A 17,608-nucleotide genomic window follows, 5' to 3' on the forward strand; every position below is an offset into this window, starting at 1 on the left:
AATGAGAGCAGTACATTTTGGTGCAGGAAATATCGGTCGAGGATTTATTGGAGAAGTTTTGGCAGCTAATGGATTTGAGATTACTTTCGTAGATGTGAATCACACGATCATTGATGCTTTAAATGAAAGAAAAGAATACGAAATCTAATTAGCAGATGAATCAAAAGAAAGAATTAAAAAATGTCAAAGGAATCAACAATCAAACAAATCCAGAAAAAGTAATCCAAGAAATCGCTGAAGCAGATTTAGTCACTACCGCCATTGGCCCGAATATCTTACCTTTTATTGCCGAGTTGATTGCAAAGGGTATCCAAGAAAGAGAAATGGAAGGAAACACAACACCTTTAGATGTCATTGCCTGTGAAAACATGATTGGTGGTTCAGCATTTCTAGAAAAAGAAGTGTATAAATATCTTCCAGAAACATCATTTACTGACAAATATATCGGCTTTCCAAATGCAGCAGTCGATCGAATCGTCCCATTACAACACCATGAAGATCCTTTATTCGTCCAAGTAGAACCTTTCAAGGAATGGGTCATTGACGATAGCCAAAGAAAAAATAAAGAAATCCAATTAAAAGGGGTTTTATATGTAGATGATCTAGAACCATATATCGAACGCAAACTATTTAGTGTCAATACTGGTCATGCGACTGTCGCTTATACAGGTGCCTTGTTAGGTTATCAGACCATTGATGAAGCAATGCAAGATGCGTTAGTTGTGGCACAATTAAAATCAGTTCTGCAGGAAACAGGAAGTTTGCTGATTGCCAAATGGGGGTTTGATGCAGAGCAGCATCATGCGTATATTGAAAAAATCATCCATCGTTTCCAAAACAAAAATATCTCTGATGCGATCACACGTGTCGCTCGGACACCATTACGTAAGTTAGGTTATCAAGAACGGTTTACACGGCCAGTGAGAGAACTACAAGAACATAACTTGACTTGTCCACATTTAACGGCAACAATGGGTATTATTTTTAATTACTATGATCCTGAAGATGAACAAAGCCGTCAACTGCATGAAATGAAAATCCATGAAAACTTAGAACAATTGATCCAAGAAGTCACAGGAATCAATGATCCGAAAACAATCGGGAATATCAAGCAAAACGTGAACCGTTATGCCAAGCAAGTCGCTTAAAATAGGATACGAAAAAGGGGAATGTGACGCAAATTTTGTCACATTCCCCTTTTTCGAATAACTAGGCTGTTTGTCCTTCAAGATAGGGCAGGTCCAACTCTTTACCGTAACGTTGTTCTAAAGCTAGGCGGATCAAGCGAGCTGCTAATTTCTCATTTCTTGCAAGGATAGGTCCGTGGAAATAAGAACCGAAGACATTTCGGTAAATGACACCTTCGGATTGATCTTCCCCATTGTTTCCTTGACCTTGTACCACTTTCCCCAAAGGCCGTTCACCTTCACCTAAGAAAGTCCGACCATTGTGGTTTTCAAATCCATAATAAGTTTCATTGAATTCTTCATTATGGATGACAATGTCACCGATAAACCGGTTATTTTCCTGACTTAATGTGTAGTGATCCAGTGCACTGATACCTTGGATCTTTTCTCCGTTGGCTCCCATGTAGTAGTGACCTAGCAATTGATAACCACCGCAAATGGCTAACATGACACCATCATTTTCGATATAGTTGATCAAAGAATCTTTCTTTTTCTGGATGTCTTTTGAAATGATCAGTTGCTCAAAGTCTTGACCACCGCCAAAGAAAACCAAGTCATATTTATCAGCATCAAAAGGTTCATGTATACTAACAATCTCCGTATGGCAAGAAACCCCCATTTTTTCTGCTACATATTTCAACATCAAAAGGTTTCCGTTATCGCCATATGTGTTCATCAAATTTCCATAAAGGTGGGCGATATTGAGTTCATAATTAGCCACGATTCATTCCTCCTTTGATAAATCCTTGAGCCGCTAGTTCTTTACGTAGCTGCAATACAGCAGTGTAAGTAGCTAAGATATAGACATGTTCAGTTGGCAATTCTTTGATTTTTTCGATTACTTCTGGTAATTCTTTTGTTTCTGTCAATTTATTTTCTGGAATCCCGGCAACTTTCAGACGTAAAGTCATATCTGTATGACGGTCTCCTCCAGAAATAACGGCTGGGATATCCATATCGGCAAAGTTTTCAAAATTACCATCCCAAATCCAGCTGACATCGATTCCGTCTGCGTAATTGGCATTCAATAAAGCCACTAAAGAAAATGGATAAGGAGCTAGACCAATCATATCGATTACTTGATTGATACCTACAGGATTTTTGACAAGTACTAATGTACATTTCTTTCCATTGATATTGATGACTTCTTGTCGGCCGAACACTTTCTCGTCATATCCTAACCCTTGTTTGATTTTATCAGGATCGACATTGAAGTACTCCGCCACTGCAGTAGCTGCTAAAGCGTTGTAGACGTTATACATACCACCAACTTCGATTCCATATTCATGACCATCGATTACAAAATCTGCTGAAACATTGTCCATCCGTACCATATCAGTCAATCGGTAATCCAGTTCAGGACGTTTGAAGTCACAATTTGGACAGTAATATTTTCCTAAGTTTGCATAAGTGATCATTTTATAATGCAGGATGTGATGACAATTTGGACACAAGACACCGTCTGTATTGTAATGCGCCATTTGTTCACGATCTTCTTCATGGTCAAAGCCATAATATTTTCTAGGATTAACTGTTTCGATCGAATTGAAGATCGGTGAATCACCGTTACTGATAATCGTTGCATTTGGTGACTTTGCGGCACCGTCTACAATCATTTTATAGGTCGTATAAATTTCTCCATACCGATCCATTTGATCACGGAAAATATTTGTAAATAAAAATAGTTCTGGTTTCATATATTCTGTGACTTTGCTCAAACTTGCTTCATCTATTTCTAGGACAGCAAATTTTTTCTGTCCTTTTTTTGGTTTTGCCTGCAAGAAAGTCGATACAATTCCTTGCACCATATTCGCACCAGTAGGGTTGGTTAGAACTTCATCGAATTGCTGGCGCAAAATATTGACTGTTAAAGCGGTAGTCAATGTTTTACCATTTGTTCCGGTAACAACGACGACTTGGTAGTCTTTTGCCAAGCTATCCAATATATGTGGATCGACTTTCAGCGCTAGTTTACCTGGTAAACTTGATCCGCCTTTAAAAAAAGTTTTTAATGCCCATTGCGACGTTTTCCCAACTGCAATCGCAAAATGACTGCGTATTCCCATTATGTAACCTCCAAAAACGATTTGCTGACGAATAAATTCAACTAATCATACCATATGTTGAAAAAAAGGTTAAATTGCTTTTCTTATTCTTAAGAAAAGGTTATGTCAGAAAGAATAATGATAAAGATAGTATAGTTTTTAAACATAAAGCACTCGCTTCCTTTCTGGTTGGGTTTGGTCACAGGGATGAGTGCTTTTTGTGTACCTTAAAATCAAAAAAAGGGCATTTGGTCTTTACGCTGGTATTAACCACTAGGTTCAAAGGGTCAGGTTTTACCTTCTCAACGCCGTAAGGTCCCTTTGCAAATCAAACATATTTAGTTCTTCTATCATTTTAGTTGAAAAGGTTATTATTTAGAATAGTTTGTTCAACTTAAAATGTATCTTATAAGGGTAAACACATGATTTTTTTCAGAATCCTTTTCGTGAAGGTAAAAGACTTTTAACCGTAAAATAAGGTTTTGTTCATGATAACGAGAGGTCGCTTCTTTCCATTTTTTTTTTGCTTATTTTCAGATAGATTTGGAAAAGAAAGATGAAATTGTTTTTTTTTGATTCGACAATAAATGCCAAGTATTCTTGATGTATGAAAGTAACTTTGTAAATAAAGTAAAGTAGCATACTAGGATAAAGTAAAAATCATTCCATTGTATTTCTTATTATAAATAACACAACATATTTTTGACGTATACATAAAAAAAACAATCATCAGATAATGGAATAGTGAGAAATAACAAATGTTTAATCACAGTCCATTTTTTTCTATCCACAGAAAAAAAAATTTTTTTGATATAAATATGAACTATTGAAATGTGTTTAAATACTTAATAAAGGAGAGCGTAAAAAAACAAGCAAAAAAGAAAACCATGTTGTTTTAAGAAAAGCGTGTGAGTAAGAACTAACACATACAAGGAAGTGACATAGACTAGTTCGAGTTATTGAAAAAAACAAGGAGAATGGAACTTATAGATTTAAAGAAATGAGACTGTCTTTTCTAGTAATTGAAATCTAAGGAGTGAAAAACAATGCCGAATGACATCAACCAACACAGAGCTAAAGTGGGGAAGTACACGAGTGACACACAGACTCCATTTGGACTGGAACGCAACCAAAGAGCATTAAATGAGCTTGCTGCAAGCATGGGACAACGTCCAACAAGGGAAGGACTTAAGACTTTAAGCGGATATCTCTATGTCTACAGTATTTTGAGTGCACTCACACTGCCGGATCCACCGCCGAACCAGTCTAAGAATGTTCAGAAGTCTTCGCGTTCTATTCGTAGGAGACAAGAAACACCAACAAATACGACAAGAGTAAGGGAGTTTCATCCAGAAAGCCCATCCCAAAATCAGTTTGTCACGTTGACAGATGCCGCACGTCAATGGAGCCTTGAAATCCAGCAGTTAGCGCAAGAAATTACGATGTTTTCGAACCATCTACCAGAAAAAGCGACTGAGTCTCAGAGTGAACAAGGTGTAAGAGAGAAGAAACGCAAGCAATCCGATTTCAGAAACATTCGTCAGACAGCAATCACTGAATCGCAGAAGTTGAATGGCGGTCGATCAGAGGAAACAAATGAAGCCACTCCATCATTTTCTAAACACCCTAATAAAAATAGTTCTGATTATTTTTCTGGTAAAGACGCTGCCGAGAAGCTAATACAGACTTTTCAAGCTTCATTTGAAGAAACCCAAAAGCAAAGTGACCTGGTTCCAAGAGAGACCGCACCGCCCATCGAAAAAGCTTTTTGGGAAGATCTAACTACGACCTTTTACAATTTTTTCAGTCAATTTGAACACACGTCCTACACAGAAAACCAAGCAGACGTGTCAGGCAGTTCGGTGATGGATCATTTTATCCATTTGATGAAGCGGACGTTTTCAGATAACCCAACGCCGATAAACCAAGATGGATCTCTAAAAAGCGAATCTATTTTGAAACAAGAAGAAGCGTCTATCTCTGCACAGCTTTGGCAGTTAACTAATGACTTGGGAAACTTATTAAGTGGATTCGTCCAAAGCTTAGATGTAATCCAACATTTAGGCGCGCAAGCCATCCCGATTTCTGAGGAGCAGCAGAACACACCAGACGAAAATGTGGCGATGTCTGAACCAATGATGTCAGATGAGTCGGTAGATAAGCGAACCAATCAGTTGGATAGCCCAACGTTATCTACTGTTGATCTTGAAACAGAACAAGTCCATCACATCAATGAGACGATCATCACTGATCAGTTGCCTTCCACACGTTATCAGGAACCGTTACCGGTCTTCTTTTATGATCGTGCCCTTTTTCAGAGAAAAAATGAAACAAGTCACGTGAATGAAAAAATTAAAGAATTTTTCATGAAAGAAAAGCTGGCGAACGACGCCACTCCTGAGAGTGAACTACCAGAAATTGCTCGAACATGGATGGAGAATAAAGATTTAGATAAATTAAGTCAATTGGAAAGAAAACATTTTTTGGCGTACACGCTCCTTAAAAATTATGGAATGGAAAACGTGCGGTGGGGAGAATTCATCTCTGCTAATAAATTACAGGACATCTTTCTGCAATGGAAAACCAATACGTGGTTAGAAGATTATACGTACAAAGCAATCACTGATAAGACGAGCCAGTATGATCTGTCTGGAGCAGATCCTGTCCTAATCACTTCTTTTAACGAATATCAAAAAGAAGGCAAACAATTATTCAATGAATTTATCAATAATTTACCAGGGACAATACCCAAAACGCAGGAGCTCTCTCCTATTTATTATAGTGAAGAGCTGTTTGATGCACGGGAAAAAACAGAAAAAGTGAATGAAGAAGTTTGGTACTTTCTTGTTAATCAAAATTTCGTGAAGGATATACAAACACGAAGGGAACTGGTCCAAAAGTTACAAGAGTGGATCCTTTCAGGAGAAAATTACGAGATCAAGCTAGTAAGACAACAACTAGCCGCTGAGGTGATTTGTCTAAATTACGGAATGACTGTGGAAAAGATGTCTCCAATAGAGGCACGACTCTATTTGTTGCAATGGGAAAACAATAATGCACAGGCAGGTTATAGTTTTAAAACCTTCGACATACTTGAGAAGCAGGAAGTGGGCAAAAACACGACAGATCAAGCAATTGAGGCGGTATTTATCGAGCAAGAAATTACGACTTTTCTTCAGGAAAATGACATTGAAGTCCCTCCGCCAAATAAAAAATTACTTCCTGAACTTGATGAGGATCAAAAAGAGAAGCAGCGTGAAAAAGTTTCCTCTTTTTTGACTGAACATGGGATTGCTTGTGAGAATCATGAACCGCAACAGCTGATCAAAGGAATCACACACTGGCTTTTACTCAAGGAACCACCTACGAAACCTACAAGTTCCGTCAGTACAGCTCTTGAGGAAGTAACTGCAAATCCCACAACTTCTGCCAGTACAGCACTTGAAGAAACGATACCGGAGACATTATACGATGTCAAAATCAAGCAATTAGCCAATATCCTCCTTGGAAATAAGGAAGAAGAGTCCCTCTCAGAAGAAGAGGCAAGTGGGATTGTGTCTCGTTGGATTATAGAGATGGAGCTCGATAGACGATCTTCTACTGCCTTACCTGACACGTCAAGGGTAAAACGTTCTTTAGCTCCGCCAACATCCACACAGAAGGAAAATCCATGGCAATCTCAAAAGTTGATGAGCCAAGTAGAACGCCTTTTTCAGGAACAGGGTGTGTTATCTGGGGAGGTGACAAAAGAAAAGCGACTGATTGCCATGAGCAAGTGGCTTTTACATCAGGATGGTGACACCGTTTTTCGTACAGATAAACTCCACACCCTCGCACAAGTGATCTTGAAAGAATTGAATCTTTACGGAGGAAAAGAAGAAGAGAAAATCTCAGATAAAGATGCCGAAGTGACAGTGATGAAGTGGCTATTCGAGCATGTTCTTGGCTGTTCACTTGAAGAACATCTAGCTAGAAACATCGTTGCGATGCCCGATCCTTCTAAGATGACAGTCAATCATCTAAGAGCTCAGCTTGAGTACAGTCCATATGAGATGGGTCTGTCGTTTGATTACTTGCCGTTAAAAGAGAAGGCGGGGGCATTTACGTTTAAAACACTCTGGGAAGCATCACTCAAACAAACCTTGCCGAGTTTGTACCGACCAGACGATCTAAGTGAAGGCAAACGGCTGGTTTCTGATCAGAAACTGCTCGTGCAGTTGACAGGTGATAAGCTGCTAGAACGGGAAGAGTATCGTACAAAAATCAATGAATCAGAAAAAAGTTCCTTAGGAGCCGTTTTCTTGGATAGTGTGGCTGAGAAAAAGGAGCTCAACTTTGAAGAGTTGCAAGTAATTTTTATGCCTGCATTGTTTGCGACAGCGCAACTGGAACCAGAGCGCCTGCGTGAAGCTTTGACTGAAGGAACCTATAAAGAAGTAGCCCTCAGCACCTTTATCAGCTATTGGCAAAAAGGCTATTTCAAGCTGGTTGAAAAACAAGAAACGATCGACCATCTATTTCAAAATTATCAAGAAGCCACCCTTAAATGGCGGCGGAAACAGGTGCTGGCAGAAGAAACGATTCGGGAGTGTTACAAGTCTAAAGCATCACTAAAAGGGTATCCGCCACCACTATTGGTATATTATGGCGCGCTGCCTGTCACAGAGACAGACGCTATCGCTCGCTATATCAGCGGAGGACATCCTTGCCCGACAGCGCACTGGGAAGTTCCTAATTTAGACGAATGGTACAAAGACTTGACTGGAAATGTGGCAGATGCTTATGCAAAATTAGATACAAAGCTGATCGAACTCGCATTTGAAACGATGGATCAAGATGAATCCCAGTTTCTTTTTTCAGAAGAGACGCAGATTTATGAGGCATCTGCAAAAATAAAAAGAAAAAAATTCAAGCGTATTCCTGTGATTGGATTGGGAGGAGATATTCAATATAAATTAGAAGCGGTTTATACGGATGCCGATCTGAAGAAGACTGATCTGTTTGTAGCTAAACGTGGGGATGAAGAACGTGTGTACGGATTGAAAAAACTGGAAAATGAAGGCGGATATGTCGTTTATCGTGTAGATCAAGACCCGTCATTATACGTCAAATATCAATTGTTTGAAATAAATAGTCATGAGCCGACATACGACACATTCTCTCTTAACGTGAATCTAAACAGTGAACGATTCAAAAATATGGATTTTCAAAGCAGTGAGAAAGGGAAGTTATCGGTATTTGCGTTAAGGCTCAGTCATAAACACCGTCACGAACTGTATGACAAACTTTATCAGTCAGGCGATGAAAAAACACCGCTAGAAAAAGCATTCGATGTACTCACACATATTGTCCCTTTTTATGATTGTGTGACAGGAATCATCGAACAAGATATTGAAAAAGCGGTGCCTTCTTGTTTGATCGATGTTGCATTATTGATCCCAGTAGCAGGAGAGGCGGTTGCGCTCAGTACAAAATTTGGATTAGGCGTGGCAAGAGCGATTGCACGAGGCGGCTTAAGAAGCGCGTTACGAAACAGCGGGCATTTTCTTCCCACCTCCGTTGAATTAGGCAAACTCGGAGTTAGTATTGTGCGCTATATCGATCCAGGGGTTGAATTGATAACGGATAGCAGTAAACTGATGGCTAAAGGATTAGCGAAATTAAGCACGAAAGTTCGAAGTACAGAAATAAAAAATCTTTTAGAAAAGCTAGAAAAACTGGAAAAGCAGACGCCAAGTATCTCAGAGAACTTTGTGAAGGCGCGGCTACCGAAAAATGGACCAGAAGTTCCGGTGAAACGTGTAGATGAACATTTATATGTACGGGTGACGGATCTACAAACAGGGAACGGCTTTGGTGACTACTATCTATTGAAGAACAACCAATTAGAAGTGTTTAAAGGTCCAGTCTCATTTTCAGAAGAACAGAAACGACTGATCGATATCGTGGCAATCAAGATAAAAGACAATCAAAAAGTGATTGATGAAAAAAATCTAAACCCTGCGGCTTATGGCGAAGGGCGGATCAGGACGGTGTTAGAAGAAGGAGAGCCGGACCAATTCTTGATAAAAATGAACGATCAGTGGGTTCCTGTTAGAGAAACGCCGATTGTGGGACATGGTGTGCGTTATGATGCGAAGATTGGCGAAGAATTGTTTCCTGTTAACTTTAATGGGATGGAGTGGTATTTCGAAGCAAAGACGTCCCCCTTTATGGCAGAGGAAGTCCGTACAAGCATCGGAAAACAACTTGAGAAGTTCGAAACTCGACAAGATCCAATGAATCTTTCTGCGCCAGATGAACGAGGTTTGATGCGAGATGATTCCGGAAGATCTTATATCAAGATAGAAAATCACTATGTGCCACTCATCTTATTGGATAAGGAAGCTGGACGATATCATTTAGTGAAAAAAGACGCGAACGAGCCAATGACGGTTTTGAGATTTCACCCGGAAAGCGGTCAATTCCAGGTTGAAACACCTTTGGAGAAAAAACTGTGGCAGGAAGAACGAGGTATCAGAGAAGCAAGTTATATACAAATTGAAACAGCTATTTCTCTGGAAAATTCACCCAAAATAGAACCGTTAAATCCAAAAATACAACCAGAGCCGTCACGTCCAAGAGGAGGATCACAGCCAGGATCATCAAAACCAGGAACATCAGGGCCCCGACTACAAAGCCAATATACGATTAATGGATTGCCTGTCATTCAAGATAGAGCTGATGAATGGAATAAGTTGAGACAAGCCAAGGTATACCTTCCACTTCCAAAACAAGCAAGAAAAGTGAATTCGAAGGAAAAGCCGAAAAAATTATATGACTTCATCCCTACTCAACCTATCGAAGTTACAGTTCAAAAAGAAATTGATAATTTGTTTCTTGAGTGTACACGCGAATATCTTAAATCCCATCCTCAGAATAGTTTTCGGGTATTTGCTGGTCTTGATGCAAGCAAGACGCCAGAGTTTCTCAAACCATTTCAAGTCGAGCTTGCACTAGAATTCGAAAATACGAAAATAATATATGATAATATGAAAAAGATATGCCAAAGATTGTCGAGAAAGAAAGCTATTTCTGACACTTATGAAGGTAAATACCTGATTCAAATGTTCGAATTGGAGAATGTGCCTAATCAAGAGCAGATATTGAAGAAAATTATCGAGAGACTACGATCCATAGCAGAAAAAGGAGAGCAGTTCCTCCAAAAAACGGCAGATATTGGTTTTGAAAATGTTTGGATCGTGACTACTGATTTGAAACGGGACTATTTTTCACAATCCTATGTGTCAGAGTTTCCAGAAGGTTATATTGTAAATGCGTTTGTATTCCCAGACGATCCACAATGTAGAATATTCATTTTAGCAGACGCATTCCATTTAGATCCCGATATAATACCACGTTTAGAGTTAAGACCAGTTCCATCTGAGACGATCATACATGAAACAACACATCTTAGTTCATACACGGGCGATCTCATAGTTTATAGGAGGAGACCAAGAAGTTTTGCTAGTAGTGGACAAGACGTGCTAAAAGATTACAAAAATAAGTTTAGTGACGCACTATCATCTCCTTATTTTGAGGATTTCGTAGACCGATTAGCAGAATATCAGAAATTGCCGAAGCTGTCGAAAGAAGCTGTGGCGAAAGCATTGACTTCTAATGAAAAGAAAATGAAAAAGAAAATGAATATGTTGCGAGCAAATTTACAGTTGGAGGATGCGGAAATGGTCATGACGATTATCAGAGACCTTTCCCAAGGAAGAGATTTTGACGTACGACCACGCGTGCGAAGAAACCTTAGCAGCAAGAAATCAGAAGAGGACAAAGGAATGATGTTTCTAAACTTGTCGTTAGGATTTTTGTTCAATCCAGAACAATACTGGTTAAGTCCTCACTTGCATAAGACACAAGAAAAATCAGCGCTTGCCACAGAACATCCAGTTTCAACTCATACGGAGGAGAGCTCAAAGAAGGACACGACAAATACAAAAGGCGAAAAATGGGAGGAAACAGAGAAGCTGCAAAAGAGAAGCCTGCTAGATGCAGTAGACAAAGGTAAAAATAGAAGCCATACTGTCAATAACGACTTACACAAGCAAAACGCAGAGAGGAATCAAAAAAAAGTTTCCCTTAGTGCTTCGCTCAATTAAAAAGTCTATGACGTATCAGCTGGCTAATACTATTGATGAACATCGAAGAGAAGATGAACGATTTTCTTCGATGTTTTTTTGCTTCCTTGCTTCATCTGTCGAATACAAAAAGCTTATCCGGACTGTCTATTGACAAGGAACCAGATAAGCTTATCAGTGGGAGGCTTTGCAGTTATCGTTACTTTTATCCGATAATGATTTTCTCACTTGGATATTCATAGCCCAGATCTCGGGTTTCTTTTGGTACGAATAGCATCAATGTATACAGCATTCCAATCCGCCCAATAAACATCAGGGCAGCAATCGTGATTTTACCTACAACAGACAAGTCGCCGGTAATTCCTAAGGATAAACCAGTTGTTCCAAAAGCAGAAGTTACTTCGACGATGATCGAGATCAGTGTTTGGTCCTCTGTAGCAGATAAAAAAACGATACAAAAGAAACACATACCAAGAGAAAGCATAAAGACAACGACTGATTTTCGCACATCATCTTGATCGATTCTCCGTCCAAAAATATTGATATTATCCTCACTCTTGAGGAAGGAGTATAGATACAAACCGATGATTGCTACAGTAGTTGTTCGTATCCCGCCTCCTACAGAACTAGGACTGCATCCGATAAACATCAGTAAAGAAAAAATAATCAGTGTCGTGATCTGAAAATCACCCAAATCGTGAATCTGGAGACCGGCATTACGAGTCGTAATCGAATAAAACATCGAATTGATCCATTTGACACTCATACTGGAATCTTGGAATAAATGGTCCTTTTCCAATAGATAAATTAAGATAGTTCCCGAAACAAACAAGATGACAAAAGCCAACACGGCTAATTTGGTAAACAAGGAAAAACGAAATGGAAGCTTTGCACTGGAACGTTTATATAACAGCCACTCCCGAAACTCCATCAATACAGGAAAACCAATTCCGCCGACAAAAATCAAAAACATGATCAGAATCAAGAAAAAATAGTCATGTGCAAAGGGCTTGATGGAATCCCCAGTGACGTCAAATCCAGAGTTCGTGACAGCCGATATCGCCTGATAAAAACCGTAAAAAACGGCATCACGCCAACGATCAAAATAGCCTCTGTAATAAAAATAAATAGAAAAGAATGTCCCAAAAAGTAATTGAAACCAGATTAAAATAGCAAAAGTAATCCGAATCAGTCGGACGATACCAGACAAACGCGGTTGATTCATATCTGTCATGATCAGCTGCCGCTGTTTCAATGTGATTCGTCGTTTAGAAAAAATGACAAAAGCAGTAGAAATCATCATGATCCCCAAACCACCAACTTGAAATAATATTTCCAGCAGTATAATACCGTTATCATTGAACACAGAATTGATATCAAAAGTCGATAGTCCAGTCACGCTCACTGTACTGATTGCCATGAACAGCATGTCCACAAAAGAAACATGGCTATCTGGTTCGCGAAAAATCGGCAGATAAAATAGAACGAGTGATAAGACCGTCATCAATATATAATAAAAAACGATGATTTGGATCGATGAGAAATGATTGGCAGCAAACTTCTGTCCTCGCCGCTGTAGCCTTCGAAAGAATAAATCAACATGCACAGTACTATCCTCCTGACAATAGTCGTTTCTACCAGTATACAAGGGGAATCAGGAATACTCAAAGAAATTATTGAACAGATAACAATACAGCTTTCGATTAAAATAGAAATGGCTTATAATAAAGCAAATCCTAGAAAAAAGAAGGAGGAGGAATAACAAATTGATCAATGCCCAACAAATCGTAGAAAAAATGAAAAATCAAAAAATAAATTATGACACAGTTCTGAAAAAAATGATTATGCAATGGGAGAAAGAAGAAGTAAAGCCTAAGATATTAATACATACATGCTGTGCTCCTTGCAGTACGCACACGTTGGAATTCATGTCTCAATATGCAGATATCACGTTATTTTTTTCAAATTCGAATATCCATCCTAAAAGTGAGTATTTGCGGAGATTACATGAACAAAAACGATTTGTAGACCAATTTAATGAGAAAACTGACCATCATGTAGCGCTGATTGTTGATGAATACCGTCCAAGTGAATTCACCAAAATGGTTTTAACCAACCATCTTGAAGACGAAAAAGAAGGTGGTGCTCGCTGCAGTGCATGCTTCAATATGCGATTAGATCTTGTTGCGCAAAAAGCGCAAGAACTAGGATACGATTACTTTGGAAGTGCCCTGACGATCTCACCAAAGAAAAATGCAGCCTTGATCAATCAAATCGGAATGGATATCCAAAAGATTTACGGGACACGATATTTGCCAAGTGATTTCAAGAAAAACAAAGGCTATGAACGCTCTTTGCAAATGTGCAAAGAGTATGATATCTATCGCCAATGTTATTGTGGTTGCGTGTTCGCTGCCAAGCAGCAAGGATGTGATCTGAAAGAAATCAATCGGGAAGCAAAAGCTTACTTAAAAACATCGACCGTAGTTTTTGATGAAAATTAAAGAAATCTTTCGGAAAAACGTAAGAAAAAAATAAAGAATTTATGGTAGAAATAAGGTAGACTGTATAATTTGTCCGTAGTAAAGTAAGGAAACAAGAATAAATTTCAATGAAGGAAGAGATAAGATGCGAAAAGTAGCACCTATTTTGAAGCCAATCGCTGTATTAACAATCTCGACGATTGTCGCGACTACTACAGGTATTGTGAATAGTTCCAGCTACCGTGCACCAAGTTCAAGTTCTAGTACTGTAGAAGAAACAACACCAACTACTTCAGTCTCGACATCTGAACCAACAACAACGGAAAGTTTGAATGAAACCACTACGACAAGTACATGGGACGATACAACAACTAGTTCGTCGTATGATGAGACATATACAACTGACAGCTCAAGCGAAACAAGTAATACGGTACCAGATGGCACTCCATCGGATTCAACCAATCCAAGTACAAGTCCGGATACAAGTGCTAGCTCCGAAACGATACCAAGCAGTACGACTGTAGATGATAACACGCAAAATGATGATGCCGCACGTACAGCACAGCAAAACCAAGATTCAGGAAATACACAAACGTATAACCAGCAAGCAGGTGATTCTCAATGACATTTTTACTAGATCTTATCAATGGGGTGCATAAATTCCTTGGCTATTTAGACATCAGTCCTAAATATCTTAACCGTGGATATACGATTTTAAGTGTGATTCCCACGCTTTATTTATTGAGAATTGTTTATGGACTTTGGCAAAACCAAAACTATCTTCAATTTTTCTTATATGGACTTGCATTTCTAGTGCTTGTTTATTTTACTGTTTTAAATGTATTTTATTACTTTTTAGATAAAAACACGAAAGCCGATGTCACGCAGCTTTTTGTGAAGTATTTGCCTGATGAAGCGTTCAACATCCAGACAGAAGAAACAATCAATAATGGAAATTCGATCGATAAAGTGAATACACAGGAGGTCATGGTTTCTTATGACGAAGATTACCAATTGAAATTAGCCGAGAATATGCGGTATTTGATTGGAAATGGTGAGATCAAAACAAATGAACTCGGTCGCATGGATGGATTTTTGGTCGACAGAAATACGTTGTATCCTTATTACTATGTCAAGAAAACAGGAGAGAAAGAGTATGTTCTAAATATTGGACGAAGCTACTCGGACATGGAAAAAGTAGGGACCATTCGACTAAGCTCAACAGAAGACACATTGGAACCTGTCGGATTGTTCATCGTTGGCGGTGATTTTGTCAAAGACGGGTTGCGTTATCATGAGCCTTATCGCCTGAAATTAATTGCAAAAAAAGCACAATCACAAGAAGAACAAGTTGTTTATAGTCGGAGCCAAAGGAGAAGACATTCATAAGGGGATGTGACATGACTTTTGTCATGCCCCTTTTTTATATAACGAGAAAAATAGAACGAACACGTCACTTATTCTTTCCTTTCATTTATAAACATTGTAGAATAAAGAGAGTACAACGAAATATCGTAAAAAAATGTAATAAATAACGAGGAAATATAAGTAGGAGGTAAGCTGTGAAAGAATTTTTGAAAAATTGGGGGATTCTGATCCTTGTATTAGCGGCTATTTTATTAGCTAGAGTGTACGTGTTTACACCAGTCACTGTAAACGGACATTCGATGGACCCTACATTAAGTGATGGACAACGACTGATTTCATCTAAAATCTCGAACTATGAACGAATGGACATCATTACTACGAAGGAACCAGGGGATGAAGAACGAATGATCGTTAAACGAATCATTGGTATGCCTGGGGACACAGTCAAGATGGAAAATGACCAATTGACCATTAATGGCAAAAAGTATGATGAGCCTTATCTAGATAAGTTCAAAAAAGAATTTTCAGAAGATAAGTTACAAGGAGAGTATGCTTATAGTTCAGGGTTCCAAGCACAAGCAGAAAGTGCCTCTACCTTTACGAGCGATTTTGAATATACTGTGCCGAAAGGAAAGTATCTTGTTCTGGGTGATAACCGTTTGATTTCAAAAGACAGCCGAATGTTTGGGTTAGTCGACAAAGATATGATCCAAGGCAAAGTTGTTTTCCGCTACTGGCCTCTTTCAGAAATCAAAATCATTTGATGAAAAAATAAAAAGAAGAGGTTGTGACAGAAGTGGTCAGCTTCAAGAAATAAGAAGAAGCTGCTTTTGGAACACCGTTTAAACGAAAAAAGAAGCTGTGACATATTTTTGTCACAGCTTCTTTTTAAGCTTTTTGGCTGATGGATAAGAAAAGCGAAGCATGTTTATTCATGAATAACTTTTCTCCACGATGGAAAGTATGACTAGCAGTAGAGACAAAGCCAGTTTTTTTCAATCGATCGTTCAATTCTTCTTGAATAAAACCATTATGGACTTTTGGATGACTGATTTGTTCATTCTTGTCAAAATCTACAATAATCAGTTGACCGCCAGGAGCTAAAAGTTCGTAAAGTTTCATGAGAATAGTCTCCGTATCAGGAATGTGCAAAAGTACGAGTGATAGAAGGATCACATCTGCTTGGACAGCAGGAAATTCGACAGAAGCATCAGCGTGGATCGTGCGGACATTTTTCAGATCTGCTGCTTGGATCTTTTCTTCTGCCATTTTCAACATAGTTTCTGAAGCATCGGCAATGATCAGTTCTTTGAATCTTTCCGCAAGCGGTAAACTCACAAGCCCAGTTCCGCCTCCATAATCCAGAAGGACTTTTTGGTGGCTGTCGCGAGGTAAATAAGTAGTTAGTTCTTCGCGAATAATCTTGGCTAATGCTTGACGGTCAGGGGAATCATAATGGTTAGCGATGGAATCAAAAATATTTTTTGTCATCAAATAGCTCCTTACATAAAACTTTGGAATTTTAACTTATTATAGCACGTGAAAAGAAAGAAAACATGCTATACTCAATTCAAAAAGAAAGTATTTAGCAGATGTACTTATTTTTATAAATCCTGAGAATTTTCAAGGACAGAAATTTTTCTAGAAAGATAAGATAAATGGATCGCCTTATTTAGTTCTTGTCAAAAAATTGGAACAAAAGTAAGCAAGGGATTTGAACGATAATCTGTGCTTGATGAAAATTCTCACTGTAAAAAATGTTGAAAATCAAGTATAATACCATAGGAACAAACTGGAAGGTGAAAAAGAGCATGGCACAACTATTTTTTAAGTATGGCGCAATGAATAGCGGCAAGACGATCGAGATCTTAAAAGTCGCACATAATTATGAAGAACAAAATAAACCAGTTGTCTTGATGACAAGCGGTATTGATACGAGAGATGGTTTAGGCGTTGTTTCAAGTCGAATCGGACTGAAACGTGAAGCAATGCCGATATTTGAAGAAACAGACGTATTTGACGTGATTCAGAACATGGAAAGCAAACCCTATTGTGTGCTGATCGATGAAGCGCAGTTCTTAAAAAAGAAACATGTCATTGCTTTTACGAGAATCGTGGATGAATTGGATATTCCGGTTATGGCGTTTGGTTTGAAAAATGATTTTCGAAACGAGTTATTTGAAGGATCAAAATATTTATTGCTTTACGCAGACAAGATTGAAGAAATGAAAACGATCTGTTGGTTCTGCCACAAAAAAGCAATCATGAATTTACATTATATTGATGGAAAACCTGTTTATGAAGGCGATCAAGTGCAAATTGGCGGAAATGAAGCTTATTACCCCGTTTGTCGAAAGCATTACTTTCACCCATCAATGATTACAGAAGGAGAATAA

General features: G+C 38.6%; 10 protein-coding genes and 1 pseudogene. 7 read left to right on the forward strand and 4 right to left on the reverse strand.

What is annotated here, in order from left to right:
• Position 1 precedes the first annotated feature (1 nt).
• Positions 2–1,148 (forward strand): annotated as a pseudogene (locus A5816_RS13150) (mannitol-1-phosphate 5-dehydrogenase).
• 61 nt (positions 1,149–1,209) lie between these two features.
• Here the strand turns inward: A5816_RS13150 and A5816_RS13155 are convergent.
• Together A5816_RS13155 and A5816_RS13160 are read right to left on the reverse strand one after the other, a co-directional pair.
• Complete coding sequence (locus tag A5816_RS13155) at positions 1,210–1,908, reverse strand: type 1 glutamine amidotransferase (RefSeq protein ID WP_002315738.1); 699 nt, start codon at positions 1,906–1,908, stop codon at positions 1,210–1,212.
• Complete coding sequence (locus A5816_RS13160) at positions 1,901–3,253, reverse strand: Mur ligase family protein (protein WP_002287244.1); 1,353 nt, start codon at positions 3,251–3,253, stop codon at positions 1,901–1,903. The genes A5816_RS13155 and A5816_RS13160 overlap by 8 nt, the downstream gene beginning before the upstream one ends.
• Before the next feature lie 1,025 nt (positions 3,254–4,278).
• Between A5816_RS13160 and A5816_RS13165 the strand changes: the two genes are divergently transcribed.
• Positions 4,279–11,382 (forward strand): QWxxN domain, encoded by a 7,104-nt coding sequence (locus A5816_RS13165; protein WP_086311508.1) that lies wholly within the window; start codon positions 4,279–4,281, stop codon positions 11,380–11,382.
• A 184-nt stretch (positions 11,383–11,566) separates the two neighbouring features.
• Here A5816_RS13165 and A5816_RS13170 read toward each other — a convergent pair whose 3' ends face one another.
• Positions 11,567–12,967 carry a TrkH family potassium uptake protein gene (locus A5816_RS13170; RefSeq protein WP_025478519.1) on the reverse strand — a complete coding sequence of 467 codons (1,401 nt, stop codon included), beginning with the start codon at positions 12,965–12,967 and terminating at the stop codon, positions 11,567–11,569.
• A gap of 160 nt (positions 12,968–13,127) precedes the next feature.
• Between A5816_RS13170 and A5816_RS13175 the strand changes: the two genes are divergently transcribed.
• From A5816_RS13175 to lepB, 4 genes are all read left to right on the forward strand, one after another.
• Positions 13,128–13,865 (forward strand): epoxyqueuosine reductase QueH, encoded by a 738-nt coding sequence (locus A5816_RS13175; protein WP_024635835.1) that lies wholly within the window; start codon positions 13,128–13,130, stop codon positions 13,863–13,865.
• 124 nt (positions 13,866–13,989) lie between these two features.
• Complete coding sequence (locus A5816_RS13180; protein WP_002294107.1) at positions 13,990–14,469, forward strand: hypothetical protein; 480 nt, start codon at positions 13,990–13,992, stop codon at positions 14,467–14,469.
• Positions 14,466–15,233, forward strand: coding sequence for a DUF6681 family protein (locus A5816_RS13185; RefSeq protein WP_002291511.1), 768 nt, complete (start codon positions 14,466–14,468; stop codon positions 15,231–15,233). Before A5816_RS13180 ends, A5816_RS13185 begins: the two co-directional genes overlap by 4 nt.
• A gap of 173 nt (positions 15,234–15,406) precedes the next feature.
• Complete coding sequence (lepB, locus tag A5816_RS13190) at positions 15,407–15,976, forward strand: signal peptidase I (RefSeq protein ID WP_002316795.1); 570 nt, start codon at positions 15,407–15,409, stop codon at positions 15,974–15,976.
• 124 nt (positions 15,977–16,100) lie between these two features.
• Here lepB and A5816_RS13195 read toward each other — a convergent pair whose 3' ends face one another.
• On the reverse strand, positions 16,101–16,703 hold the full coding sequence (locus A5816_RS13195) for a class I SAM-dependent methyltransferase (RefSeq protein WP_086311509.1): 603 nt from the start codon (positions 16,701–16,703) through the stop codon (positions 16,101–16,103).
• Positions 16,704–17,023: 320 nt separating this feature from the next.
• On the opposite strand from A5816_RS13195, the gene A5816_RS13200 reads away from it, so the two are divergent.
• A complete protein-coding gene (locus tag A5816_RS13200) occupies positions 17,024–17,608 on the forward strand; it encodes a thymidine kinase (RefSeq protein ID WP_002291517.1) in 585 nt (194 codons plus the stop codon).

Origin of the sequence: Enterococcus sp. 3G1_DIV0629 (assembly GCF_002141285.1) — a bacterium.
In the GTDB taxonomy this organism is placed as follows: Bacteria; Bacillota; Bacilli; order Lactobacillales; family Enterococcaceae; genus Enterococcus_B; species Enterococcus_B lactis.